General features: G+C 46.9%; 28 protein-coding genes. 13 read left to right on the top strand and 15 right to left on the bottom strand.

Features of this window, described 5'->3' with window-relative positions:
• Positions 1-2: 2 nt before the first annotated feature.
• From KNP88_RS07730 to KNP88_RS07685, 10 genes are all read right to left on the bottom strand, one after another.
• Positions 3-539, bottom strand: a complete 537-nt coding sequence (locus KNP88_RS07730; protein WP_088836684.1) for a PadR family transcriptional regulator — start codon at positions 537-539, stop codon at positions 3-5.
• Between the two features lie 125 nt (positions 540-664).
• The gene (locus KNP88_RS07725; protein ID WP_251133015.1) at positions 665-1,228 is read right to left on the bottom strand and encodes an NUDIX hydrolase; all 564 of its coding nucleotides are present in this window, start codon (positions 1,226-1,228) and stop codon (positions 665-667) included.
• A 17-nt stretch (positions 1,229-1,245) separates the two neighbouring features.
• Positions 1,246-1,827 carry a CDP-alcohol phosphatidyltransferase family protein gene (locus tag KNP88_RS07720; RefSeq protein ID WP_029333155.1) on the bottom strand — a complete coding sequence of 194 codons (582 nt, stop codon included), beginning with the start codon at positions 1,825-1,827 and terminating at the stop codon, positions 1,246-1,248.
• Position 1,828: 1 nt separating this feature from the next.
• Positions 1,829-2,716: an ABC transporter ATP-binding protein gene (locus KNP88_RS07715; protein ID WP_214771618.1), complete on the bottom strand. Its 888-nt coding sequence runs from the start codon at positions 2,714-2,716 to the stop codon at positions 1,829-1,831.
• Complete coding sequence (locus KNP88_RS07710; RefSeq protein ID WP_029333661.1) at positions 2,700-3,434, bottom strand: ABC transporter permease subunit; 735 nt, start codon at positions 3,432-3,434, stop codon at positions 2,700-2,702. The genes KNP88_RS07715 and KNP88_RS07710 overlap by 17 nt, the downstream gene beginning before the upstream one ends.
• Positions 3,431-4,195, bottom strand: a complete 765-nt coding sequence (locus KNP88_RS07705; RefSeq protein WP_088836681.1) for an ABC transporter permease — start codon at positions 4,193-4,195, stop codon at positions 3,431-3,433. The genes KNP88_RS07710 and KNP88_RS07705 overlap by 4 nt, the downstream gene beginning before the upstream one ends.
• Positions 4,182-5,378 carry an ABC transporter substrate-binding protein gene (locus KNP88_RS07700; RefSeq protein WP_214893122.1) on the bottom strand — a complete coding sequence of 399 codons (1,197 nt, stop codon included), beginning with the start codon at positions 5,376-5,378 and terminating at the stop codon, positions 4,182-4,184. Before KNP88_RS07700 ends, KNP88_RS07705 begins: the two co-directional genes overlap by 14 nt.
• 15 nt (positions 5,379-5,393) lie before the next feature.
• Entirely contained in the window at positions 5,394-6,152 is a 759-nt protein-coding gene (locus KNP88_RS07695) for an SDR family NAD(P)-dependent oxidoreductase (RefSeq protein ID WP_214893120.1), read from the bottom strand.
• Complete coding sequence (locus KNP88_RS07690) at positions 6,149-7,123, bottom strand: MBL fold metallo-hydrolase (protein WP_214893119.1); 975 nt, start codon at positions 7,121-7,123, stop codon at positions 6,149-6,151. Before KNP88_RS07690 ends, KNP88_RS07695 begins: the two co-directional genes overlap by 4 nt.
• A gap of 180 nt (positions 7,124-7,303) precedes the next feature.
• Positions 7,304-8,746: an NADP-dependent glyceraldehyde-3-phosphate dehydrogenase gene (locus tag KNP88_RS07685; RefSeq protein WP_214893117.1), complete on the bottom strand. Its 1,443-nt coding sequence runs from the start codon at positions 8,744-8,746 to the stop codon at positions 7,304-7,306.
• Positions 8,747-8,963: 217 nt separating this feature from the next.
• Here KNP88_RS07685 and KNP88_RS07680 point away from each other — a divergent pair, with 217 nt between their 5' ends.
• The gene (locus tag KNP88_RS07680; protein ID WP_088836676.1) at positions 8,964-9,842 is read left to right on the top strand and encodes a chemotaxis protein CheV; all 879 of its coding nucleotides are present in this window, start codon (positions 8,964-8,966) and stop codon (positions 9,840-9,842) included.
• 109 nt (positions 9,843-9,951) lie between these two features.
• On the opposite strand, the gene KNP88_RS07675 is transcribed toward KNP88_RS07680, so the two are convergent.
• Positions 9,952-10,320, bottom strand: a complete 369-nt coding sequence (locus tag KNP88_RS07675) for an Hpt domain-containing protein (RefSeq protein ID WP_214893115.1) — start codon at positions 10,318-10,320, stop codon at positions 9,952-9,954.
• Positions 10,321-10,441: 121 nt separating this feature from the next.
• Between KNP88_RS07675 and KNP88_RS07670 the strand changes: the two genes are divergently transcribed.
• Positions 10,442-11,377: a magnesium transporter CorA family protein gene (locus tag KNP88_RS07670; RefSeq protein ID WP_029333146.1), complete on the top strand. Its 936-nt coding sequence runs from the start codon at positions 10,442-10,444 to the stop codon at positions 11,375-11,377.
• Between the two features lie 62 nt (positions 11,378-11,439).
• On the opposite strand, the gene KNP88_RS07665 is transcribed toward KNP88_RS07670, so the two are convergent.
• Positions 11,440-12,543 (bottom strand): PP2C family protein-serine/threonine phosphatase, encoded by a 1,104-nt coding sequence (locus tag KNP88_RS07665; protein WP_088836674.1) that lies wholly within the window; start codon positions 12,541-12,543, stop codon positions 11,440-11,442.
• Between the two features lie 124 nt (positions 12,544-12,667).
• On the opposite strand from KNP88_RS07665, the gene ytzI reads away from it, so the two are divergent.
• Both ytzI and KNP88_RS07655 read left to right on the top strand, forming a co-directional pair.
• Positions 12,668-12,838 carry a YtzI protein gene (gene ytzI / locus KNP88_RS07660; protein WP_152638925.1) on the top strand — a complete coding sequence of 57 codons (171 nt, stop codon included), beginning with the start codon at positions 12,668-12,670 and terminating at the stop codon, positions 12,836-12,838.
• Positions 12,839-12,972: 134 nt separating this feature from the next.
• Positions 12,973-13,485 (top strand): YtxH domain-containing protein, encoded by a 513-nt coding sequence (locus KNP88_RS07655; RefSeq protein ID WP_088836673.1) that lies wholly within the window; start codon positions 12,973-12,975, stop codon positions 13,483-13,485.
• A gap of 468 nt (positions 13,486-13,953) precedes the next feature.
• Here KNP88_RS07655 and KNP88_RS07650 read toward each other — a convergent pair whose 3' ends face one another.
• Together KNP88_RS07650 and KNP88_RS07645 are read right to left on the bottom strand one after the other, a co-directional pair.
• On the bottom strand, positions 13,954-14,538 hold the full coding sequence (locus KNP88_RS07650) for a YdcF family protein (protein WP_214893113.1): 585 nt from the start codon (positions 14,536-14,538) through the stop codon (positions 13,954-13,956).
• 301 nt (positions 14,539-14,839) lie between these two features.
• Positions 14,840-15,661, bottom strand: coding sequence for an endonuclease I family protein (locus tag KNP88_RS07645; protein WP_214893112.1), 822 nt, complete (start codon positions 15,659-15,661; stop codon positions 14,840-14,842).
• A 346-nt stretch (positions 15,662-16,007) separates the two neighbouring features.
• Between KNP88_RS07645 and amyS the strand changes: the two genes are divergently transcribed.
• Positions 16,008-17,549, top strand: coding sequence for an alpha-amylase (gene amyS / locus KNP88_RS07640; protein WP_088836670.1), 1,542 nt, complete (start codon positions 16,008-16,010; stop codon positions 17,547-17,549).
• Between the two features lie 70 nt (positions 17,550-17,619).
• Here amyS and KNP88_RS07635 read toward each other — a convergent pair whose 3' ends face one another.
• Entirely contained in the window at positions 17,620-18,234 is a 615-nt protein-coding gene (locus tag KNP88_RS07635) for an NAD(P)-dependent oxidoreductase (RefSeq protein WP_088836669.1), read from the bottom strand.
• 213 nt (positions 18,235-18,447) lie between these two features.
• Here KNP88_RS07635 and KNP88_RS07630 point away from each other — a divergent pair, with 213 nt between their 5' ends.
• Genes KNP88_RS07630 through KNP88_RS07595 form a run of 8 tightly spaced genes read left to right on the top strand, consistent with a single transcriptional unit; the run spans position 18,448 to position 25,359 of the window.
• Positions 18,448-18,699 (top strand): hypothetical protein, encoded by a 252-nt coding sequence (locus tag KNP88_RS07630; protein ID WP_214893111.1) that lies wholly within the window; start codon positions 18,448-18,450, stop codon positions 18,697-18,699.
• Positions 18,700-18,716: 17 nt separating this feature from the next.
• Complete coding sequence (locus tag KNP88_RS07625) at positions 18,717-19,640, top strand: AAA family ATPase (RefSeq protein ID WP_214893110.1); 924 nt, start codon at positions 18,717-18,719, stop codon at positions 19,638-19,640.
• A 5-nt stretch (positions 19,641-19,645) separates the two neighbouring features.
• A complete protein-coding gene (locus KNP88_RS07620; RefSeq protein ID WP_214893109.1) occupies positions 19,646-20,716 on the top strand; it encodes a DUF58 domain-containing protein in 1,071 nt (356 codons plus the stop codon).
• 23 nt (positions 20,717-20,739) lie between these two features.
• Complete coding sequence (locus KNP88_RS07615) at positions 20,740-21,606, top strand: ABC transporter permease subunit (RefSeq protein WP_214893108.1); 867 nt, start codon at positions 20,740-20,742, stop codon at positions 21,604-21,606.
• Positions 21,603-22,631 (top strand): ABC transporter permease subunit, encoded by a 1,029-nt coding sequence (locus KNP88_RS07610; protein WP_214893107.1) that lies wholly within the window; start codon positions 21,603-21,605, stop codon positions 22,629-22,631. The genes KNP88_RS07615 and KNP88_RS07610 overlap by 4 nt, the downstream gene beginning before the upstream one ends.
• A complete protein-coding gene (locus tag KNP88_RS07605) occupies positions 22,628-24,055 on the top strand; it encodes an FAD-binding oxidoreductase (protein ID WP_214893106.1) in 1,428 nt (475 codons plus the stop codon). The genes KNP88_RS07610 and KNP88_RS07605 overlap by 4 nt, the downstream gene beginning before the upstream one ends.
• 11 nt (positions 24,056-24,066) lie before the next feature.
• Positions 24,067-24,618 carry an MFS transporter gene (locus tag KNP88_RS07600; RefSeq protein WP_214893105.1) on the top strand — a complete coding sequence of 184 codons (552 nt, stop codon included), beginning with the start codon at positions 24,067-24,069 and terminating at the stop codon, positions 24,616-24,618.
• A 39-nt stretch (positions 24,619-24,657) separates the two neighbouring features.
• Entirely contained in the window at positions 24,658-25,359 is a 702-nt protein-coding gene (locus tag KNP88_RS07595; protein WP_214893152.1) for an ABC transporter ATP-binding protein, read from the top strand.
• The last annotated feature ends 52 nt before the right edge of the window (positions 25,360-25,411 follow it).

Genomic DNA, 25,411 nt, shown 5'->3' with positions numbered 1-25,411 from the left:
AATCAAACACTCGTTTGACTTCTCTTGATTTCTTCGATTGCCCAGTCACACCAATCGAGGTAATTCAGCATCATCCGTAGACCGTATTCACTCGTCAATGTCTCCCCGAGTGTCGCCCCGTTCTCTAAATGATCTTTTCGCCACACTTGCATCATGTCGACCGCAAATTGATGATGCCGTTTTGATTCTTCAAGGTAAGCGATCGCTTCCTCGAGCGGCAAGAGGTGTAACAACGACACGCGCATTAAGTTCTCATCTTTCATTTTCGGCTTAAATTCACTCGGTGCCCGCAGCCAGGCGACGAGCTCTGTTTGGCCTTTATCTGTAATCGAATAGACTTTTTTATCTGGAAGATCCTCCTGGACGATATGAACACTCGTCACGAGTGATGCTTCTTCCATTTTTAATAATTCTCGATAAATTTGCGTATGATGTGCTGTCCAAAAATGCGTCATCTGTTTTTTGAACGTCGTACTTAAATCATAGCCTGTCGCTTCTCCCTGGGTTAGCAGTCCGAGCAGTGCGAATCGTAATCCCACTGGCTGCACCTTCTTTCATCAATAATATATATTGTTAATTATCTCAAATTACGTCGCATTACGCCACTTTGTACTTTTTTAAGCAAAAAAACTGTAGATCGCTGTCTCATCTACAGTTCCTCCTGTCACATGCTAGATTGTTCAATGCTTCGTTCGACCATCGCCCAGTACTCCGGCGGGTGCGGGACGAAGCGGTTCCGCCCGAAACGTTCACCCTCGATGCTGACGACTTCCGTTGTCGTTTCGTCACCTAACGTAGCAAATGCGTCGAATGAAAAAGCGACCAGCCGTTTGACTTCAGTCGCTTGTAAATGATAGTCAGAAATGGCTTGGTTCGATTCCGTCAAAAAGACCTGAGTCCGCTCGCGATCAATGAATCCCGGCAACGTCAGTTCTTCTAGAAAAATACCAACGTGCTCCAACTGATCCATCGCCCGGACGAGTCCGAGCTCTTCTTCGAGTTCACGAACACCATCAGCAACGGTTTCACCGGCAAGTAAATGTCCTGCCGCTGTAATGTCGAGACAATTTGGAAAATCCTTTTTTTCAGTCGCCCGTTCTTGAAGAAGAACGATTCGTTGCTCTCGATTCACGACGAAGCAGTGGAACGTCTCATGCCATAACCCTTCAGCATGTACCCGGTTTCGTGACGCCGTGAATAATGGATGCCCGGCCTGATCCGTGACCATGATTAACTCCTGTTCACTCATCCCAGCACCTTAGAGGCTTGATAGAAGCGCTCGCCTACCGTATACAGCTCTGCAATCAAGAAGACGATCGCAATCCAGATGATTGCACTTGGGAATAACAGCATTGCCGTTAAAAACAAGAACCCCTCTGTCCGTTCAACGAGACCCGGCTGGTATTGGAAAGACTTGATGCCATAATTTTCACTGACTGCCCCAATCGCGAGAAACATCGTCATACCGATGACAAAGGACGCAATTAAAAAGAGCATGACGATTTGTGTTTCCGGAAAACGAAGCGCAATCCCGATCAGCACGGACAACTCGACGATTCGATCTAGTACAAGATCAAGGATCGTTCCAATCGCTGTCGGTTTTTCGCGACGTGCCATCGTCCCATCGACGACATCAAGCATTCCAGAAATCCACAATAAGAGAATCGCAATTCCCATCATGTCATTGTAGACGAAGAATCCTGTTGCCCCTCCGATGATGCCGGAAATGATTGTGACTTGATTCGCCGACAGACCAAGCTTTTTCAAACCGGTCGCCGCTTGGTCGAACACAGGTTGGACCATCTTTCGTGCTCGTGTATCTAACATATTAGTCCTCCTTTCTGACGACATAAACCGTCGTCGCTTCGTCGAACGCTCTTCTTGTCTGAATGACGAGTCGCTCGCCGGTTGCCCGTTCGACTTCATAGAACCGAACACCATATTGGATTAATTCTTTCGTAATCGTAACACGTTCATTTGTTTGATTCGTCGGTCTTAAGACCAACTCGATCGCAGACAGCGGATACCATGTCCCGTCTAAGGCAAGACCATCTCCAAAAAACGGACTCGTCTCGCTTAAAGCAACAGGTCGCCCTTGCTCGATAATGCGTCCTGCCTGCATGACATACACATAGTCCGCCATTGCCATCGCTTCTTCGCGATCATGTGTGACAAGCAACGTCGTCACGCCTTGTTGCTCCGTCAGGCGACGAATCAACGTCCGTAATTCACGCCTCCGCGGCAAATCGAGGCTTGAAAACGGCTCGTCTAATAATAAAAAGTTCGGTTGACTCGCAAGGGCACGTGCTAAGCTCGCACGTTGTTGCTCGCCTCCCGACAGTTGATGGACAAAGTCCGCTTCACGTCCCGGTAACCCGACGCGGTCGAGCCATTCAGAGACTTGTCGGGCGTCCCCTCGCATGCCAAGGCGGATATTCTGCCCGATCGTGAGATGGGGAAACAGTAGTGGTCGTTGAAACAGCATCGTCACTCCGCGTTTACTCGGGACTGTTTTCGTAACGTCACGCTCTCCGAAGTGAATCGTTCCACCTGAGACCTTTTCTAATCCGGCAATCAAGCGCAGTAACGTCGTCTTCCCGCTTCCACTCGGTCCGACAAGGGCAACGCATTGTCCCGAGGCGATGGTTAGATCGATGTCTTGCAAGACGGTCGTTTTACCGAAACGCTTCATCACTTTATTAATTCTTACGTCCATCTAATAACCTCCGAACCCCTTCTATCCATAAGGTAAAGAACAACATTTGCCCTAGATAAATCAAAAATGGTAACCCGATCAACCAAATCGTCGCTTCTTTAGCCGCATCAACCGCATTCCCAGAGTAAAGGGGGAAGACTTCAAGTGCGAGCATCCGAACGACGCCACCGCCGATCAGCACGACGAGTGCATACTGACTAAGTGTGATGACGGTGACGAGCAATGTCACCGATTGTAATGTCGGACGAAGCAACGGTCCGACTAAAAAGAAAAATCGCTTCAAGCGGTTTGCCTCAACAAGGACCGTCTGTTCGAGTAGTTGTTCACCGAGCGCCTGAAATCCGTTCGTATAAAGGCGGACCGTGTACGGAAGTGTCGGTAACAAAAGGACGAGTAACACGCCAAGGAATTGATCAGCCAAACCTAAGCGGATCCACGTCAAATAAAGACCGAATGAGAGCAATAATACAGGTAAAAACAGTGGCAAACTAATCAACAACTCAGCCAGTTGAATGATTCGACCCGTCTGAAAGGCAATGGCTTTCCCTGCCGCATAACCAATTACGTGGTTCAAAAACGTCACTGCTGCAATCATGAAGAGCGTCGTCGTCAACGTCTCGACGATTCGCGGATTTAGAGAAAATGATTTCGGAATGATTCCCAGCAGCGGTGCAACGACGAGACAAGCAATCAATAGCGTAACGATTCGTTGCTTCATTCAATCCGCCCCTTACTGATTCGCTCTGTGATCGGTCGAATCCACCACGTGAAGACGGCTAACATCATGAAGAGCAACGTCGTCAAGACGACACTGATGGCAAAAGCCGTTGGTTGTTGCGACAGGTCTCCTTGCGTATATAAATCAAATACATATACACCAATCATTTTCGGATACGTCACACCAAGCAATGCCGGCACTTCGTAGGCAAATAGAACAAATGCAAAAACGATGAAGCTTGCTTCAAGTGCCGGAAACAAAATAAAAACACCTTTTCCATGCCAAAATCGGCGAATCCTAGATAATCCAAGCAGTTGCCCCAATTCCTCATACCGGTGATCGAGCCGTCGAAAAACAGGAATGAGATAAAAAAAGATGAACGGTGTTTCTTTATATACGTAAGTCAAGATGATACTGAAATGATTCGTCTCATGCGGACCAATCATCGGTACATTACTGAAGTAGAGAATCGCAAGATATGCTGCACCAAGATGCGGGATAAACAGCGGAAGTGCGAGGATTTGTTCCGCCATCCCCCCTCGCCTTGAGAAAAATTGAGCTAAGCCGAAACCGACCCCTAACGAAAGTAACGTGCTACTCAGTGCAACGTACAGACTTAACACAATGCTTTCAAGAAACACAGTATCGCTTAACAATGCACGATAATCGGCGACTGTCGTCATCGATACACTGATGAACAGTCCATAAAGAACCATTCCAGCAATCAAGAAGACGGCGGGGTAAGGATTACCGCGCCACACGTTCCGGCCAATCCTTTCGAATGACCTCGAAGAATTCCGGGTCGAGCTCCGCTCGGACTTTTCCTTCAAATGCATCTGGTGTCGGTGTCGATTTTGCTGCCGGGACATCCTTAAACGCTTGTTGTTCTGTTGACGTCAACGTACTTAAATCAAGACTCGTCCCGTCCCCCCAGTAGGTCGCGTCATATTTCTTCAACTGCGCATCTGCTGATAACAATTCGTTGATTGCAACGAGCGCCCCTTTTGGATTTGGTGCGTTAAACGGAACCGATAGGAAGTGGGTCGACGCAATCGAACCTTCTTCTAAGATGAGCGGACGCGTTTCTTCCGGGAAGGTCCCGGACGCTACTTCCTGTTCGGCCCGGCGTTCATTGAAGCCCATCGTGAACGCGACATCCCCCTTCGCATACAATTGATCGAGCTGAGCGAGCGTCTTCGGATAGGTTTTCCCTTCTTTCCAAAGGTACGGCTTTAAATCGTTTAAATAAGCCCATGTCTTTTTAAAGTCGCTTTTCGGGTTCTTCAACGTTTCATTTGATTCGACCCCATACATGACGTGACGCACAAACGCATTTCCCGTGAAATCCGTCACTTCCGGATAAGTGAATTTTCCTGGGTTTGCTTTGACCCAGTCTTTTAACTCGTTTAAGTCCATCGGTGGTTTGGCAACACTGGCTTGATCATAATGGAACGCAAACTGGACTTTTCCCCAGGCCGCTTCGAGCCCTTCCGTCTTCGTCCCACTATCTGAAGCTTGCGCCGCGGCATCGACTTGCTTGATGTTCGGTAAGACGCGCGCGATGTCACCATATAACAGACCGTCTTTTTTCGCATTTCGGAAATTATCGCCGTTGATCCAGACGACATCAATCACGCCTGTGTCCTTACCGGCTGTTTTTTCAGCACGCAATTTCTGAATGATGTCCGCTGTTTCTATCGGCACTCGCTTCAATGTGATTTGATGCTCTTTTTTCAACTTGGGTGCGACGTACTCGTCGATATAGGCATTGATTCCGTCATCTCCACCCCACATGTACATCCGGACCGTCGTTTTCTCTGCTTCCTGTTCAATCATTTTATAGGATGAACCTAGCACTTCGTCCTTTGCCGGCAAGTCAGAAGTTGCGCCACACCCGGCAAGCAACAACCCACCGACAGCGATACCGATTACTTTTTTTAACATTTTCATTCCACCCCATCATTTTTTGTCAAATCCGGACTTACCGAGCCATTCAATCAATCGGGGACAAACGGCATATGCTTTCGCTGAAAGTTCCATCCACCACGGTGCATTGACCTCTCGTTTTTGACGCTCGATCGCTCGGACCACCGTTTTTGCAAGCGACTCTTTCGATAACAAAATCGAGACGACATTCTTTTCATATTTGCGACTGAGATCGGCGCGAACGAAAAATTCAGTCGCGATCGGTCCCGGATTAACCGTCATCACATGAATTCCTTTTGGTCGTAATTCAAGTCGCAATGCATTCGAGAACTGAAGCAGGCTTGCTTTTGTCATGCAGTAGATGGTCGATTTCGGAGTCGGCAGCTTTCCTGCCTGACTCGCGACATTGACAATCATTCCATTCGGACGCAGGAAAGGTAGACACGCTTTTGTCAACCGAACGGGCGTCAGGACATTGATCCGGTGCATCGATTCAATCGTCTCAATCGAGGTATCCTGCAAGAAACTGAATTCTCCGAATCCGGCATTATTGATCAATACATCAATCATGCCATAGTCGACCTGGATTCGTTCGGCTAAATGCTCCGGTGAATGTTCTAAGTCATAGACGATATAGTCAGCATGCAACTCTCTTGCTAATCGTTCGAGCCGATCGGCACGACGGGCAATCAAAATCAAATTCGCTCCTTGCCGGTTCAACACGCGCGCTAACGCTTCACCGAGTCCGCTCGATGCTCCCGTCAAGACAACCGTTTTATTCATTAGATTCATCCGCTAACTCCCGCCTTCGAATAATAAAGAACCGCGTCTCGTTTTTCGACTGTAATTTGACCGCTTGCGACTAAATAATCGAGTCGTGCTTTCATCTCACTCATCACGAGCGGAAACGATTTTTTTAGACGATTGCCGTACGTCAACTGCGCTAAGTCAAATAACGTCTGCTCTCCTGTCAGATGTTTCAAAAGTTGCTCACCGCGGACCTTACGTTGGAGCAATCGTTCTTCAATCAAGGATGGAACGTCACGGATTGTTTCGCCATGACCGGTGTAGGCGATCGTGATCCGTTCACCTTGAAGCTTTTCGAGCGAGCGCATATATGCAAGGACAGGGCGTTTTATATCGGACGCATCTCCTGCTTGCGGCTGTTCAAGTAACGGGTTCGGCTCAATCCGTGCCAGTAAATGGTCGGCTGCGAACAAAGTTCCGTCTTGGCCGAGAATCCCGATCTGGTCGCTTGCGTGTCCCGGCAGCTCAATCACGCGGTATGTACCTGCCGCCGTGATGGAATCTCCTTCTTTTAGGACATAGTCGAGTTGTCCTTTTCCGAGCCATTTGAGGGCCGACAGATAACTCGGTAGCAACGCTCGTATTTCTTTCGGCACCCCGAACGACATCGCTAAGCGTTGCAAAAAGGCATCGCCACTATTCAAGAAGTCCGTATCCTGTTCTAAATAGGGACGAAGTCGTGCGTGCCCGTAAATCGCAATTCCTTTTTCAGAAAAACGATAAGCCATTCCGGCATGATCGGCGTGGTGATGCGTCACGATTACTTTGTCGAGTTCTTCGACAGACAAGCCGATTTTCTGCAACCCCTCTTGCATGGCGTGCCAAGCTTCTGCCGTATCCGGTCCACAATCAATCAAAATATTTTCAGTCTCCGTTTTGAGGACGTAACAATTGATATCACCGACTGGAAACGGCGTTGGGATCGGTAGCGTGAAGATTTCATCTTTGCTGTTCACTTGGAATCCCCTCATTTCTCTCACTAGTTTCCTTCATTATAGAGAAAAATGAACCTGAGCCGCAAACTTTGTCTGTCACTCTCTTGCATCCCTTCACTAAAGCATACGTAAACCGTCTGGAATTGGATGCAAAAAAAGCGACCTTTCGCAGAATGAAAGGTCGCTCGTTTATTGCAAATCTTATTTTAAATTAAGGACAGTCAGTTTATCACGCGTCATCGAAGCAAGGCTTCGTCCGACACCTTGAACACCAAGTCCAGATGATTTAACGCCGATGAATGGGAAGTGGTCTGGGCCACGTTCCGTCCGACCGTTAATTTGAACAGAACCTGTCTCAAGGGCATCCGCTACAGCGAAAGCTGAATCAATGTTTTCCGTGAAGACACTTGCTTGAAGACCGTATTCCGATTCGTTCGAGTACGCAATCATCTCTTCGACTGAGCTGACACGGATGATTGGTAAGACGGGTCCGAACGGTTCTTCCCAAGCAACACGCATGTCACGTGTCACGTTGTCGATCAGTGTTGGTTCAATCAAGTTGTTCGTCCGGTTTCCACCAGTGACGATTGTTGCACCTTGATCTTTCGCATCCGTAATCAAGCCCTCCACGTAATCCGCTGATTTTGTATCGATCAATGGAACGACGACACTGTCGTCTTCAGGTGAACCGACCGTTAACTTCGCGATCCGTGTTGTTAGTTCGTCAACGAGCGCATCTGCTTGATGATCTAAGACGAATACACGTTTGATTGCTGTGCAACGTTGTCCAGAATAAGAGAACGCCCCACTGATGATGTGATCCGCTGCTAACGAAAGGTCCGCGTCTTCTAAGACGAGTGCCGGGTCTTTTCCACCGAGTTCAAGTACAAGTGGAATCATCGCTGATTGACGAGACAAGTGACGTCCTGTTCCTGTACCACCTGTGAAAGTAATCATATCGATTCCAGGATGTGCTGTTAAATAGTCACCGATGACTGATCCGCGACCTGTCACGACGTTGACAAGACCTGACGGAAGACCTGCTGCGACGAGCGCTTCAATCATCAAGATTCCGCTGATCGAGCCTTGTGTTGCCGGTTTGAAGACAACCGCGTTTCCTGTCATCAACGCCGGTGCAAGTTTTGCTGCCGCTAAGTTGACCGGATAGTTGAAGGGTGAAATCGCAAGAACGACGCCGAGTGGTGCTTTTTTGATGACTGCGAGTTTTTTCGCACTTCCGCCCGGGAATGAATCGCCTTGCATCATTTGACCGTCAAAACGAAGACCTTCTTCCGCTGTATAGCGAATGATTTCCGCAGTCCGTTTGACTTCTTTGACGCCATCTGCACGTCCTTTACCTACTTCACGCATGATGACTTCGCCGATTTCGTCAGCGCGTTTTTCAAGTTCTGTTGCCCATGCATGTAATAATTCAGCACGTTTGTTTACTGGTTGTTTCGCCCAAGTCGTTTGTGCAGCTTTCGCTGAAGCAATCGCACGGTCGACTTCTGATTTCGTCATCGCTTGTACACGACCAACGAGTTCTTCCTTATATGGTGAAGAGATTTCGATTGTCTCTTTTGATTCACTCTCATACCATTGTCCATCCAATAAAAATGTATACGTTGTTTTTGTTGTATTCATTCCACTCTACCTCCATATGTTTTTTCTCTCTGTCACTTCAGTGTGTGGCTGCATAGCTATTGTAAACAATTGGTCAGACAAATGCCAAACATTTTGCTTAACATATTATGAAAGCGATTACAATAGTTTTTTTATTGAATTTGATATGGAATGTTTTACGAAATGTGCCGATAACTAGGCAGAAGTGAATGTGCAGGAACGAAAGGGGATAAATCACGTGTACAATCAACACGATATTTTGTTAGAAGCGGGTACGAATGAATTAGAAATCGTCATTTTCCATTGTGGTCCTTATACATTTGGGATCAACGTCATGAAAGTGCGTGAAATCATCGTTCCGTTACCGATGACACCACTCCCGGGAACACCAGATGCCGTCAAAGGATTAATCGAACTACGCGGTGAAGTCATGACGGTCATCGATTTGCCGACTGTCATCGGTGTAGCCCATGACGAAGCGACGGAAGATCGGTTAATCATCTGTGAGTTCAATGGCGAGAAAAGTGTCCTTCGCGTCGATTCTGTCACGGAAATCAGACGTATCTCGTGGGAACAGATCGATACACCGAACGAACTCGCACGTGGAATCGAAGGATTGACGAACGGCGTCGTCAAGACAGGCGATAAGATGATCATCTTACTCGATTATGAAAAAATCGCCCTTGAATTGTCTCGTAAAGACATCTTCGCACGTGAAGAAGGACGTCGCGTCCAACCGCGTGACCGATCGAACAAAACGATTTGGATTGCCGAAGATTCAGAAATGCTTCGGACACTCATCATTGAGACGCTTGAAGAAGCAGGATATCACGGCTTAAAATGGTTCATCAACGGAAAAGATGCATTTGACGCCTTCGAAGCAGGTAGCGATTGTGACTTGTTGATCACAGATATCGAGATGCCGAAAATGGACGGACTTCATTTATCGAAACGCCTTCGTGAAGACGACCGTTATGCCGAACTGCCAATCATCGTCTTCTCTTCCTTGATTTCAGATGATCTTCGCCATAAAGGTGAATCTGTTGGGGTCAATGCACAAATAACAAAACCAGAAATCGGTCGTTTGATCGAAACGGTCGATTCATACGTCTTGTAAGACGTTGTTGACGGTTATGTCGGAGTTCACTTTCCAGTGAGCTCCGATTTTTCAATTCACAAAAAAAGCGTCCACGAAAACGTGAACGCCGGTTTACTTTTTTCATCAATTACTTGATCGAGTCCGGATTCTTTCCAATAAAAGCATCCAACCAGACTTTTCTGAACTCCACCATAGATTGATCAATGTTTTGCAAAACTTGATTCGCATTTTCAAGCGAACCCGTTTCTGCTTCTTGTTCAAGTTGTTCGAACTCATCTGCCAAATCGTCCGCCGCGACCGAATAGGAGGCACCTTTAAGTAAATGTGCGATTTTTTCTATCTGTCCCGGATCATTGTCATTGATCGCTTGCTCTAGTTCAGGAAATTTACGATCAAACTGCGCAATGTATGTTTCACCAATCTTTTGTAAAAATACGTGGTCCCCACCGGCGATTGAACGTAATTCCTCTAACTTCTTTTGATTAAAAAAAGGCATCTGGTTCCCCCCTCTGGTTTCATTTTAACATTAAATGTCGTAAAAAAAAATCTGAGAATCATTTACACGTCCTATCTTCTGTCCCTATAATAAGCAAGTGAAGAGCAGGAGGGATAGACATATGTTGACGATTTATCGAAGTGATGTGACCGGGGCAGTCAACGAAATTCAAGAATTCACGAAAGGTTCTTGGATTCATCTTGTCAATCCGACAAAAGACGAAGCCGACCAAGTCATTGCTGCCACAAAGATTCCTGAGGATTTTATCTATGACCCACTGGACGTTGAGGAAAAACCTCGTTTTGAAAAAGATGATGAAGGGCTCTTGATGATTGTCGATGTTCCGTACATCGAAGAAGAGTCATCGGGACGACGCTACAACACGATCCCGCTCGGTATCATCGTGACGTCGAGGCATTTCATCACCGTCTGTTCGCAACAACTCGACGTGTTGACCTTGTTCTCGAACGGTAAATTACGGACATTCCGTACGAATTATCGTTCACGCTTTGTATTTCAAATTCTTTATAAAGTCAGCTCTTCTTACCTTCGTTTCCTTCGTCAAATCGATCGCCGAATGGACGAACTCGAAGATGAACTTCAACGTTCGATGCGAAATCAAGAAATTTTTCAACTGATGAACTTACAAAAATCCCTCGTCTATTTCATGACGTCACTTAAATCAAACGATGGTGTTCTTGATCGCATCATTAAAACACCGAGTCTCGAGAAACATGAAGACGATGAAGATTTACTAGAAGATGTTTTCGTCGAGCACCGCCAGGCGATGGAGATGGCACAAATCTATAAAGATATCATCAGTTCGACGATGGATACGTTTGGTTCCGTCATCTCGAACAATGTAAACTTCGTCATGAAGTTTTTAGCCTCAATCACGATTGTTATTTCAATCCCGACAATGATTTCCGGAATGTTCGGGATGAACGTCCATGTGCCGTGGGAAGGTGAAGTCATCGGCTTTTGGATTGTCTTTGGGATGATGATTTTCTTCTCCGGACTTGCTGCCTTTATTCTGTGGCGGAGACGCTTTTTCTAGCACAAAAAACCACTCGCTTTTACATGCTGAAGACGTAGCATGTACAAAAGCGAGTGGCTTTTTTAATTGATTTCGACCGTGACGAGACATAAATCATCGGCCTCATCACTTTGATCGGGCTGAATCAAGTGGTGAATGTTTGGTCCTTGTTGTTCGATCAACTGACGGATCGCACTGATCCCTTCGTCAATCCCTTTGCTATACAGCTCCATGAAACCATCCGTATAGAGGTAGATACATCCAGGAGACGTCAAGTCGATTGTCCGACTCGTATATTGTGAGTCCTCAAACATCCCGACTGGCAATCCAGTGTTCTCGAGGGCGATGATTTGATCCCCCATCCGTAACAAACCAGGTGGGTGTCCCGCATTCGCATAACTAAGTTTCATCTCATCCAAGTCGATGTACAAATAAACGGCAGTAAAATAAATTTCCGTTTCATCCCCTGGGAAAAGGCGGCTCATCTGACGGTTCAGTTCTTCAAGTACTTTTGCCGGATCACCGATGCGATGCACGAGTTCAAACAAGATCGAGCTCATCCCCATCGTAATCAACGCTGACGAGACACCATGGCCCATGACGTCAAACAAGATGATGCCATATTTATTTTGCGAGATGCGGTACCAGGCATACATATCTCCTGCTAGTTTTTTAGAAGGAATATAGGTTGCCATGATTCGAATGTCTTCATCTTCGATATTTGCACTCAAAACACTTTGCTGGAGCTTTTGAGCAAGATCAAAATCTTCTTGTAAGACTTTTTCATATCGTTTCCGTGCATCTATCGCTTGTTTTAATGACATCGCATTTCGAACACGAGCAAGCAATTCCGTTTTTCGAATTGGCTTTGTCGTATAGTCTGATGCTCCCGCATCCAGTCCATCCGCGATGTCCTCTTCATTGGAACGACCGGACACGATGACGATTGGCAGTTCATCTAAACCAAATCGTTTTCGGATCAACCGTGTTGTATCAATCCCACTAATGCCGGGCATCTCTACATCCAGTAATACGACATCTAAGTTGTCGATAAAGGCCGGGTCCTCCATCAATTCAATCGCTTCTTCCCCACTCATCGCTTTTACGACATCGTATCCTTCATTTTCAAGCAGTCGCTCCAAAATCATTAAATTCGTAAATTCGTCATCTACGACTAATATACTCATACCGTCACCTCGTTCCTAAACATGTTAATCTGAACATAGTTTATCACATCATGACCACTTTCGTTTAGACGAACGGACAGTTTTCCGTCATACTAAAAGAGAAGAATGAAAGGAGGAATGGATCATGTGGCTCTATGTTGTTTCCATTCTAATCATCGTGTTTGTCTTAGTTGCTTCAATCATCGTCATTTCAAAAGGCTACGGATATAAAGGCAATCAAGACGATATCGAAATTGACTACGATGAAATCAACCGTAAACTGACTGAAAAGCAGGATGAAGAGAAGCAAAACTAAACAACTTTGACCGTCTGAGACCATTTTAACATCGGTGGTCTTTTTTTGTTGCATGAAAAGTGCATGTTTTCCTTTTTTACGACGAGGGTACATATCTATCATGGTCAACTATTATCTTAAGGGAGTGTCTATTCATGGAACCTAATCTACAAAATGATCCACATGCTGCTCAACAAGAACATCCAAATCGTCAATTCGATCAAGAAGCTTCGTCAGGTCGTCGTGTCAATTTACTTACGGGGATGTTGCTAGGAGCTGTCGTCGGCGGATTGCTTACAATGCTGAGCTCAACGAATCGACAAAACACAAAACAAGGGCTTAGCGGCGCAAAAGATTCCGTTTCATCATTAGCATCTACTATTAAAGAAGATCCGTCAGGAAAAGCTTCACAAGTCATCGAACAAGTAAAAAGCGCTTCAGGAATCATTCAAGAAGTCGCTGGTGACGTCCAAAATGTGTATGACAAGGTCAACAATGAACTTGATACCGTCAAATCGGATGCTTCTTCTGTAAAAGATACTGCAACGGAAGCTAAAGGTGACCTGTCTTCAATCAGTGAAAAAGTGGTCGAAGCAAAAGACGTGGCGCTTGGAAAAGAAGAAGCCCCACAAAACAATCAATCAGACAATTCACAGCAAAATAAATAAACCGTTTTATCAGAAACCATCATGCTTCTGGCATGGTGGTTTCTGACTGTAGACAAAGTGCTATCGGGAGAAAAAGCGTCTGTTTTCGTTGATTACCTCGGGCGAGGCGCAAGCCGTTGCTCCTTGATCCTAGCGGACAACGAGCAGGGTCTTGCCTGCCTCTGAAAGTGCGTTAAAAACGCACTTTTTCCCGTAGGAGTCAACGAAACGTGACGCTTTTTAGATTGCAGACGGTTTAGAGCGCAATCCGTCTCGAATCGCTTTTAAAGCGAAAAGCAATCGGTCGCGACCCTGCAACTCTGCTGTAGCGGCGCGGAAGATTGCCGCTTTGAAGACGAGGCGAGACAGGGAAGCGCGAACGGATTGTACTTCGATACCGCATGTTTACGCTTTTTAATAGTTTGTCTACACGCTGAAACCATCATGCTTCTGGCATGGTGGTTTCTTTAACGTTGTCATAACAATCCATTACTCAAAAAATTTCACGATGATTGCGACACGTTCACGCATACCATATCGTAATACACCAGATAACGGTGTTTTTGCAGGAATCGCATCACTATTCAATCCTACTTTCTTCGCTTCGGTACGAGCACGATACAAATGAAAATCTGACGTCACGATTGAGACTTGATTTTCACCTTTTGGTAATAACGATTTTGAAAAACGTAAATTTTCAGTGGTCGACGTCGATTTGTCTTCGAGCACAAGACGTTTTTCAGAGATTCCTTCGTCAATCATGCCACGGCGCATCGCTTCTGCTTCTGAAATCGCTTCACCCTGCCCCTGCCCACCGCTCAAGATAAAAGTCGTTCGCGGATATTTTTTTCCGTATGCAGCTGCAGCCTGAATCCGGTTTTCCAATATCAGTGACGGTGTTTCCCCTCTCACACCTGCACCGAGGACGATGACAAACGAGTGTTTCCCGTTCGCTGCGGGACGTTTTCCTTCTGCGACAAATAAACCGATACTAAACCAGAAAATGACGAGTCCACCTAAGATTCCGGCTACTACAAGCCGATATCTTTTCAAAACGTGTTTGATCCGTTCCATGAGTCATATGATTCCTTTCAGACTGCTATTTTCGATTACATCCGTTTCTACGATGTTTTTCTAGGAAAAGTTTCAATCAAAAAAACAGGGGCGACTCAAAAATGGGGATGTCTCCCGATTAAAAGGAATCCGGACTTTTTCATGCATACTTCCGGCAAGCACTAAACTATCTTGAACAATAGAAATGACCGATGTTCCCGTGAATCGCGGGAGCAACGGTCATTTGATTAATGGAGGACGGAAACGTCCGTCACACGGATTGATGTTGATCCGACTTCTGAGTCAGACCCCTTTTGCTAGATTAATTTCCCCAAATTGCTGTCGCATATTCTGGATGATCAATGAATGGATTGCGGTTTTTTTGCCATTTTTCAAAAATGATGTCATTACGTTTCTTTTCGAATGCATCGACTGGGTCAAGTTTGTTCCACGCTTTTAACGTCGATAATTTTCCGTGAAGTGGGTTTGAACCATTGTTGACGTTTTCTGACGTCTCTAAGTCGATTTCGCCGCCACCTTCATAACGAACCGCCATATAGAAAATCATCCGCGCGATATCACCTTTGACGCGAGTCGGTGGTTCCCATGAATCACCATCTCGGTTACAATCGCATCCGCTATATTTCGTTCCGCCATTGTCAAAATCAAGGTTTCCCCGAGCACTATTGACGACGACGTCTGACGGACGTAAGTGATGCAAGTCTGTCCCTGGTCCCATGCTTGTTCCGAAGTCCCCATGCGATTTTGCCCAGACATGCTCTCGGTTCCATTGACCGACGTTCCCACCGTTGCTATTTTTTGAAATGGACTTCCCCGTGTACAGTTCGATGACGTTGTTCACATTACCTGGATCTTGATCGGTTTCTTTTAAAGCCGTCCAAACCGTGTCATACGAGACTTCCGTATGATTATCGATGATGTCATGCAGTGATGCTTTTAATGCCGCACCCGTTTTCCCCGCTGCCGGCTGATAATAGGCATCGATTGTTGATTGTGACGTGACCGTCTGTGGTCCCGCTACTACCTTTGTTGAATCTGTTTTGGCGATGACCGGCGTAAAGGCAAGTGATCCTAACGCGAGTGTCGCAACAAGTGCCCCACTGATTTTCGACTTCCAGTTCATGCTTTTTCCCCCTCAGGTTAAGTATGGACATGCAATGTCAAACCGTATTACACTCCCATTTTCACATCACTTGTCTTTCTTATGGAAGATGGACGAAAGACCTCTTCTATTTAGAGGAATCCAGAAATCAGAGTTAGCATAATTGTTCAACGGTTAGAAGGTCCTGTTTTTTAGTGAATCACGAATCAATAAACGATGAATTATTATTTAGAAGAACTATTCTAGAGGCAAAAGTCATGATTTTAAAAGATACATAAATAAGGTTTGAGGATGATATTCCCCACGTTTCAACTTGCTATAATAATTAATGCAAGCGTTTTCATAATTTGATAGAGGAGGCTTTTTGATGAAACATAAAAGCTTGATTGTCGCATCTCTTGCAAGCGTGACGTTTTTAGTGCCACTTGCGCAACCGATTGCAGTAGGGGCAACAGCAGACAACGGGACGATGATGCAATACTTTGAATGGTATTTACCAAACGACGGGAACCATTGGAATCGTCTAGGAAACGACGCTTCTAAGCTTGATCAACTCGGAATTACATCTGTTTGGATTCCTCCTGCCTACAAAGGAACGACCCAAAATGATGTCGGCTACGGTGCCTACGATCTATATGACCTCGGTGAGTTTAATCAAAAAGGAACAGTCCGGACGAAGTACGGCACGAAAACGCAATTGAAATCCGCCATCGGACAATTGCACACGGCTGGAATCGATGTGTATGGTGATGTCGTCATGAACCACAAGGGTGGTGCTGACTTTACGGAATCCGTCACGGCCGTCGAAGTCAATCCGGGTAACCGTAATCAAGAAGTCTCTGGCGACTATCAAATCCAGGCCTGGACCGGGTTCAACTTCGCGGCGCGGAGCAATGCCTATTCAAACTTCAAATGGAAATGGTATCACTTCGACGGAACGGATTGGGATCAATCCCGCTCAAAAAGTGCCATCTATAAATTCCGCGGAACAGGTAAGTCGTGGGACTCGAATGTATCTTCTGAAAATGGAAACTATGATTACTTGATGTATGCAGACATTGATTTCGATCACCCGGAAGTGCAGCAGGAAATGAAAAACTGGGGGAAATGGTACGTCAATGAACTCGGGCTCGATGGATTCCGTCTTGATGCCGTCAAACACATCAAACATACGTATCTCGCAGATTGGTTGACGAATGTTCGTCAGACGACGGGTAAGGAATTATTCACAGTCGCCGAGTACTGGCAGAACGATCTCGGGACGCTTAAAAACTATTTAAGTCAGACGAACTATAAACAATCGGTCTTTGACGCTCCACTTCATTACAAATTCGAACAAGCGAGTAAAGGCGGCGGCTTTTATGACATGCGCACAATTTTTAACGGCACACTCGTCCAAGATAATCCGACGCTTGCCGTCACACTCGTTGAAAATCATGATTCTCAACCTGGTCAATCGCTCGAATCGACCGTTCAATCCTGGTTCAAGCCCCTTGCTTACGCGATGATTTTGACGCGGGAACAAGGCTATCCATCTGTCTTTTACGGGGACTACTACGGAACAAAAGGCTCATCGAACCGCGAAATCCCTGCCCTCGCGTCAAAAATCGATCCGATTCTAAAAGCACGGAAGGACTTCGCGTTCGGGAAACAAAATGATTACCTCGATAACCAAGACATCATCGGTTGGACACGTGAAGGTGTCTCAGACCGGGCAAAATCAGGTCTTGCGACAATCCTGTCTGACGGCCCTGGTGGGAGCAAGTGGATGTACGTTGGGCTTCAGAACAAAGGAGAAGTCTGGACAGACATCACTGGAAACAATTCAGCTTCCGTCACGATCAATGCAGACGGGTATGGTCAATTTTTCGTCAATGGTGGTTCTGTCTCGATCTACCGCCAACAATAATTCGTCGTATTTAAAAGCCCCCATCCGGTACCTTTCCTTTTCAGAAAGGTTCGTGGATGGGGACTTCTTTTCATTCAGCGAGACCGACACTTTCGCGAATCGATTCTTCCTGTTCAATCGCTTCAAGCAGGAAATGGGCGACATCGGCCCGATTGATTTGTTTCGCTTGGTCGGGTACACCGTCAGCTGTTTGGCGGTACATCCCGGTTAACGGACCATTCATCAAACGGAGTGGTCGTGCGACCGTATAGTCGACGTCTGCCTGTTTCAACAAGTCAATCGCTTGCCGGTGATCACGTAAGGGATTCTTTAAGATTTGCTGTGCGAGTAATCCTTGTGCACCTGGTAATTCTTTATCAACACCTGCTGATGCGACGTAACCAATCCGCGTCACACCACTGACTTTCATCGCATTGATGATCCGGACGAGACTTCGTTCTAAAAATCCACTGTAGGCAAGGCTTTCTGTCCCTAACGCCGTCAAAACAGCATCTTGTCCGACAAGCGCCGCATTGACATCCTCTTGATTTAAGACGTCCCCCGTGACGACATGAAGTCGTTCATCTTTTAGTTCCAACTTATCCGGATTACGGACGAACGCCGTCACCTCATGGTCATGCGCAATCGCCTGTTTGACGAGTTCTTGTCCGGTTTGACCGGTTGCCCCAAAAATAATCAATTTCATGCATAACATCCTTTCCCTTTCAAGATCCACTGTTTGAATGATACCCTTACCGCTTGAAAATGAATCGTCTTCCCCCACCCTTATTTTCAGAAAATTATTTTTATTTATTAACAGTGTATGCTAAAATCTCCCTAAGTACATATGGATATTTTTTCCTTAATTAAAAGAACGACCATCTTTTTTCTTCGATAAAGACAGGAAGGCGGAATACATGTGTTACGGCAACGCTTCATCATGTCAATCGGCGTCATTTTAAGCGGACTGTTCTTGTTTCAAACTTTCACGACGTATGTCTACACGCATTACATCATGCCGGATCCTGTTAAGCCTGTTTCGGACGAAAATCTTTTTGAAGGAATACCTGTTAAAAATCAAAATGACGGGATCATCATGTCGGAAACCATCATTACGGACGATGAAATTCTACGTTTCGAACAACAATTAGCACGCTACTCAACCATTTGACCTTGGAGGGATTTCCTATGAAACTACAACAATTAAAAGACCAACTCAATTCGATCTATCTCGGTAAACCGGACGTCATTGATCTCTGTCTGACGGCACTCATCGCAGAAGGACATATTCTACTAGAAGATGTACCGGGAACAGGGAAAACGATGCTCGCCAAAGCGCTCGCTCAGAGCTTTGAAAGTGCCTTCTCGCGGATTCAGTTCACGGCGGATTTGCTTCCGTCCGATGTCATCGGTTCAGACTTCTTCAACTTAAAGACGCAGGAGTTCGAGAATAAGCGTGGACCGTTGTTTGCAAACGTCGTCTTAATCGATGAGATCAACCGCGCCGTCCCGCGGACACAATCGGCATTGCTCGAAGCGATGGAAGAACGTCAAGTCTCGATCGGTGGAACGACCTATCAGATGCCAGCCCCATTCTTCGTCATCGCGACACAAAACCCGATTGAATCGGCAGGAACGTTCCCACTACCGGACGCCCAACTCGACCGGTTTATGGTCGCGATCGAAGTCGGTTATCCGGATTTTGAGAACGAACGCCGCTTGCTGTCTGAGATTTTGACGAACGTCCGCCGATCAGCCGTCGGGATTGCGTCAGGAGGGGACTTGATTTCATGGCAGGAAGAAGCACGACATGTCCATGCGTCGCAAGACGTGCTCGATTATCTGCTGCATATCGTTCAGGCGACACGGAATCATGAACTCGTTGAAGTCGGTGTCAGTCCACGTGGTGCGATTGCCCTGCTTCGCGCGTCCCAAAGCTATGCTTTCTTGAATCAACGCGACTTCATCATTCCGGAGGACATCAAACACCTTGCAAAACATGTCTTGGCCCACCGCCTGACATTGACACTTGAAGGGGGCATCAAGACGACAAAGGCCCAAGTCTTGTACCATCTCCTTGATGCCATTCCAGTTCCTGTCGAGATTGGGTGACGCGGATGAAAATCGAACGTTCCGTCCCCTTTTGGCTCGAACAAAAATTATTTCCCGTCTATTGCATATTGACATTTTTATTCTTATTCCTCCCCGTCGTCTCGGGACTCGGGTTTCTTTTTGCCGCACTCGCGACGATTCATGTCGTCGTCAACCGGACGGAACGGCAACTCCGCCGGGAAGTCGCTTTAGAATGGAAACACTATGAACGATTGATGTTCAACCAAGAACAAACGGATCTCCAGCTGCAACTTTTCGGACTCGAACTTTTTTTTTCACTCGGCCTTAAGGCCTCGCTCCGTCTCCATGCTGCTGACGGGATTGTTTTCACGACGAGTGACGCGCTCCATCCCCACACGTATGATACCGAACTGGTCTTGACGGAAGAATTGTTTACGATCCCAATCCAGACCGTCAAACGTGGTCCGACGGCACTCGACGAAATCATCTTAACGATTCGTCTGCCCTGGCGGATGGGCGTTTACTTATTTTCATTCGACAGTTATCCGCAGTTCACGGTGCTGCCTTCGTTAACGGCACAAGCGACCCCTTTCCTGCTGAACCGCTTACGGATTGGTGATCGTCCGGACCGCTATTCACCATTAAAAAACAAATTGGTCCAGCTTGGATCAAAAGCGTATACGACGGAACCGTCGAAGGACATCGATTGGTACGCGACAGCAAAAACCGGCCGTCTGCAAGCAAAAGTCTATGAGACGAGTAATCAGGACACATTCACCATCGCCCTCAATTTGTCGGGTCCAAGTGGATACGGCTTACATAATCAATCGGAACGCTTCATCGAACAAGCTTCGTTCTTAATCAGTGAGTTGATTAAGGAGGGCTGTAAAGTTGAATTGTTCCTGAACCGTCTTAACGAAGCGAACCACATGACCCACTTGGCGTTAGGTGAAGGACAACCGCACTTGAAGCACGTCCTTGTCCACCTGTCGACGTTATCCGACCGGGATTCCTATATCGCAACAAAACAGTTCGAACGGTATGTCGTGCGTCGAAAACATCTTAACAGTCAGCTGATCCTGGTTGGGAACGACCGGATCCAGGCGATTGGCTGACGATCAAAGAAGGAGGTTTTATCATGGTTTCCCTAGTCATTCGAAAGTCGCTTCAGTTCATCGTATCGTTGGTCGTTTTACTGTGCATCAGCGCCTTACCGGCATTGATCGTCCAGTTACGTCCGAACTTTTCGAATTACACCGATGCGCTCAAACAACAAGTCCTGTTTTTGACTGGTGTCGAACCGATTCTCTATTACAATGTGACCGCACAACAGCTTCGTCCGTTGTTGCCGGACTTACAACCGTTCATCCAGGAGACGCTGCTGATCTTCAGTAGTGCCCTCGTCTGTTCGTTTATCGCCGCACTTGTCTACGCGTTTTTCTTTTATCGCGCGCGTCTGCGGACACGTAACCTGTTGAAGCAGACGACGCGTGTACTCGAGATGGTGCCGGATTTATTTTGGGTGATTTTTTCACAGTACATCATCATCGTTCTTTTTAAGACGACCGGTTTCGACCAAATCGAAGTCGCCGGCGGTTTTGCTGATTCAATCCGTTTCCTTCCGATTCTGACGCTGTCGCTGACGACCCTCTTCTTCTTCATCAAATGGTTGACGGGACAGATTCAAGAAGAGGAAGGAGCCAGCTATATCGAACTTGCCCGCGCCAAAGGGACACACACGAATCATTTATTTTGGTCACACTTGATTCCGAACTTGTTTTATCGGTTCTATCTGTTTTTCCGCGCCAACGTCATCACGATTTTATCGAGTCTCGTCGTCATCGAATACACATTCAATGTCCAAGGTCTGTTTCGGTTCGTAATCATGAATCCGCAACTTCCCGTCTTGCTCGTGACGCTCCTCTTGATTTACTTACCGTTCTTTTTGATTGACTTGATTGCTGAGCTTTGTATTCCAAAAGCTTGGAAAGGTGGTGCTTTATGAGACGTGTCTTATTGCGTGATCCGTTCTTTTGGGGCTGTATCCTGATTTTTGCGACGCTACTCCTACTCAGTGTCGGACATACTCTATTTCGTGACGGACAAGTCGACCAAATCTCGAACCGGTACGCGGCGGATGGGACGTTCCTCGCGACATCTCCACTTGAACCATCGCGTGAGCAGTGGTTCGGAACTGACCGGGCGGGCAACGATTTGTTCCAAATCATGATTGCCGGTGCCAAGTGGACGATTGGGATTTGCTTTGCCGTCGCCTTCGGACGCATCCTACTCGCTCTGTTGATCGGCGTGCCGCTCGCCTTTCGGGGTAAAAGATTAAATACGGCAATTCGTACCGTTCTTGACGGCTTTTTAATTTTACCGATTTCCTTACTGGCCTATTTCATTTTGTTGACAGGCTTATTTTTTGCAAGTCCAGAAGACATTCCGTCCTTGTCTTCCCGTGTCCTCTTTGAGACAGGCGTACTGATTTTACTCGGGTTACCTGCCTTACTGATGTATTTAGTCAGTGAAACGCGTCACTTGTTGACGCAAGAGTTCATGGTCGTCGCCCGAACACTCGGCGGCAGTCCCCATTACCAATTTAGAAAGCACATTTGGCCGCATCTTTTACCGACGCTTGCCATTGTTTTCATGCAACAGTTCGTCCAAACGTTGATGGTCTTGATTCACCTGTCCTTGTTCGGGTTATTTTTCGGCGGGACACTTTCACGCTTTGCGAACGATGTTTCACCAACGATCTTTGAATGGTCTTCCCAGTTCGGTTTCTACTTCCTTCAGTTTTCAGCCGTTTCCTGGATCAATCACCTGTTCCTGATTCCCGCAATCAGCATCGCTGCGCTCGTCTTCCTCGGGAACTTGCTGACGAGTCGTCTCGAGCGTGCCTATCGCTTACGACGTGAACAGCTAATCTTCACGGAACCGGTCGCACAGGCAGAAGCCGCTGCGACACGTTTGACGAATCCGTTTGATTCTGTCTCACCCCACTCCATGACAAAGGAGAAATTATGAAACGAGTGTTCATCATTGCCGTCATTGGTCTCTACATGACGGCATTTGGCTTGTCTTATGTATCTTACGAACAACGTGATGTCACCGTGTCGGACCAGTCACGGATTTTACCGATGCACGTCAAACAAATCCACGCGGCGACGTCGACAAATGACTTGACGGCTTGGGTCCGGCAGCTGGCTGCCAAACAGGAACATATCTCGATTGCCGGTCTGCAACACAGCCAGGGCGCTCAGACCTACCTGCCGGGTGCGACCGTTCTCGATATGAAATCGTACAACCGGATTTTAAGCTATCAGCCGACGCAACGCAGAATCACCGTCCAAGGTGGCGTCACCTGGGCAGATATCCAACAAAAAATCCAGCCCGACCGCCTGGCCATCAAAGTCATGCAGTCGCAAAATATCTTTACGGTTGGTGGTGCGCTGAGCGTCAATGTACACGGTCGGGATATCCGCTATGGTTCCTTACTCGATACAGTCGATTCATTTCGCTTGTTGACTGCGGACGGTACCATCTTGAATGTCAGCCGCACCGAAAATGAGGCGTTATTCCACCTTGTCCCGGGTGGTTACGGGTTGTTCGGTGTCATCCTCGACGTCACCTTACAGTTGACGGAAGACGAATGGTATCAGCAACAGACGATTGCCTTGTCGTACGAAGACTACCCTGCTTATTTTCGGGAACACGTGTTAGAAAACGACTCCGTTCGGATGCACATCGGTCGGATTTCGGTTGCGCCTGACGGATTTTTCCGCGAGATGTATCTAACGAACTATTTACGTTCGAGCCGTGCGGGTCCGATTGAAGACGAACCGTTAAAACAAGAGCGTATCATTGCCTTACCGAAAGCCTTGTTAGGCATGTCACGCTACAGTGATTTCGGAAAAAACCAGCTGTGGTCGTTCCAAAAATCATATTTCTTGAACCAGACCGGTACCAATGAATCACGCAACAACGTCATGCGGTCGGATAGCGCCTTCATGGAGTACACGAACCCGGGCCGGACCGAGCTCTTGCAGGAGTATTTCATCCCGGTCGATGCGTTTGTCCCGTACATCAATCGCATCCGCTCGATCTTAACGCAGGATGACTTAAACGTCTTGAACATCACAATCCGCTACGTCGAACAGGATGAGACGGCCGTATTGTCCTATGCGAAGCAGGATATGTTCGCACTCGTTTGGCTCATCCATACAAAAACCGATCCGGCGTCGCTCGCTAAAACGAAACGAGTTATTCAAAAGCTGATTGATGCGACACTCGATGCGGATGGGAGCTACTATTTACCGTACTATCCGTTTGCGACGCGGCAACAATTCAATCGTGCCTATCCGTCCGCTGCAGCGTTTAAAGCGGCCAAACAACAATATGACCCGCATGCTGTTTTCCTCAATCAATTTTATATCGACTACTTCCAGTAAGGAGATTTTTGATGAACTATCCGCTGTTTCTCCGTGTCCAAAGTATTGTTTTGATGAGCAGTAGCATCATCTTTCCCTTTTACTTGCTCTTGATTCGCGAACTGGGTGACTCGTATGCCCAGTTCGGACTCGCCTATGGTCTCTTCACCTTGACGTCCGCTTTCGCCTACTTAGCCATCGGTCGTTTCAGTGACCGGTTCGGGGACCGAGTCTTACTGGTCGTTCATACGCTTGGCATGGCACTGTTGCTCCTATACATCCCTGTCGTGACGGCAATCAGTCATGTCTATCTCATCCAAATCGCGATGGGTCTCCTTGGTGCCATCCAGAAGAATACGGAAAAAACCGTCCTCGCGCGGCAAGAGATTGCTACGACCGTCGTCGGCCGTCACATCGGGGGCTATCATTTTAAAACGTCACTTTGGTCAGCCGGAGGCATCATCCTTGCCGGTTACCTAATTGACTTCTTGACGATCGGTAGTTTGTTTTACATCATTTCCGTCTGTTATTTCTACGCAACGCTCCGCCTGTTACTCCCATCTGCGACTGGACAAAAAAAGTAAGGTTTGCGGGTATAGAAAGAGAGAAGGGACGTGAAAATGATGATTGAAGTCAAGAACTACTCCCAACGCTTCGGAAAAATCGACGTGTTGACAGATGTCAATTTTTCGATAGGTCCGAGTGAAATCGTCGGGCTGATTGGACCAAGCGGATCTGGTAAAACAACATTAATCAAGTCGCTGATCGGCCTCCAAACCCCGTCAAGCGGAACCGTCACTGTACTCGGGTCACAGCAACCGTCGTTACGTCAGGCAGAAAAAATCGGTTATATGGCACAAGCTGATGCTTTGTATGAGGATTTGACGGCACGGGGCAATTTACGCTATTTCGGCAAGCTGTACGGCTTAAAAAAAGACCGCCTCCGTGCCCGAATTGAAGCCGTCCTCCAGTTCGTCGACTTAAAGCATGATGCCGACCGCCCAATCCATCAATTTTCCGGTGGGATGAAACGCCGCCTCAGTCTTGCGATTGCCTTGATTCATGAACCGACTTTGCTTCTGCTTGATGAACCGACCGTCGGAATTGATCCCGCCCTAAAGAAAACGTTTTGGCATGAGTTCGACCAACTGCGGAAGTCTGGCGTCACCATCCTCGTCACGACACACGTCATGGATGAAGCCGAGCGATGCGATCGTTTATTATTGATTCAACATGGGCGATTGATTGACGCCGGTACCCCTGCGGAATTAATTCAGCGATTCGGCTCAATCGATGAAGCCTTCATCCGAAAGGAGCAAGTCTGATGCAGACACTGACCGTAGCAGAACGTGTCATCTCGCAAATTTTTCGGGACAA

Source organism: Exiguobacterium sp. H66, from assembly GCF_018618705.1.
Lineage (GTDB): Bacteria > Bacillota > Bacilli > Exiguobacteriales > Exiguobacteriaceae > Exiguobacterium_A > Exiguobacterium_A oxidotolerans.
Note: the sequence above shows the minus strand (reverse complement) of the source record. Positions and strands in the feature narration are given on the sequence as shown.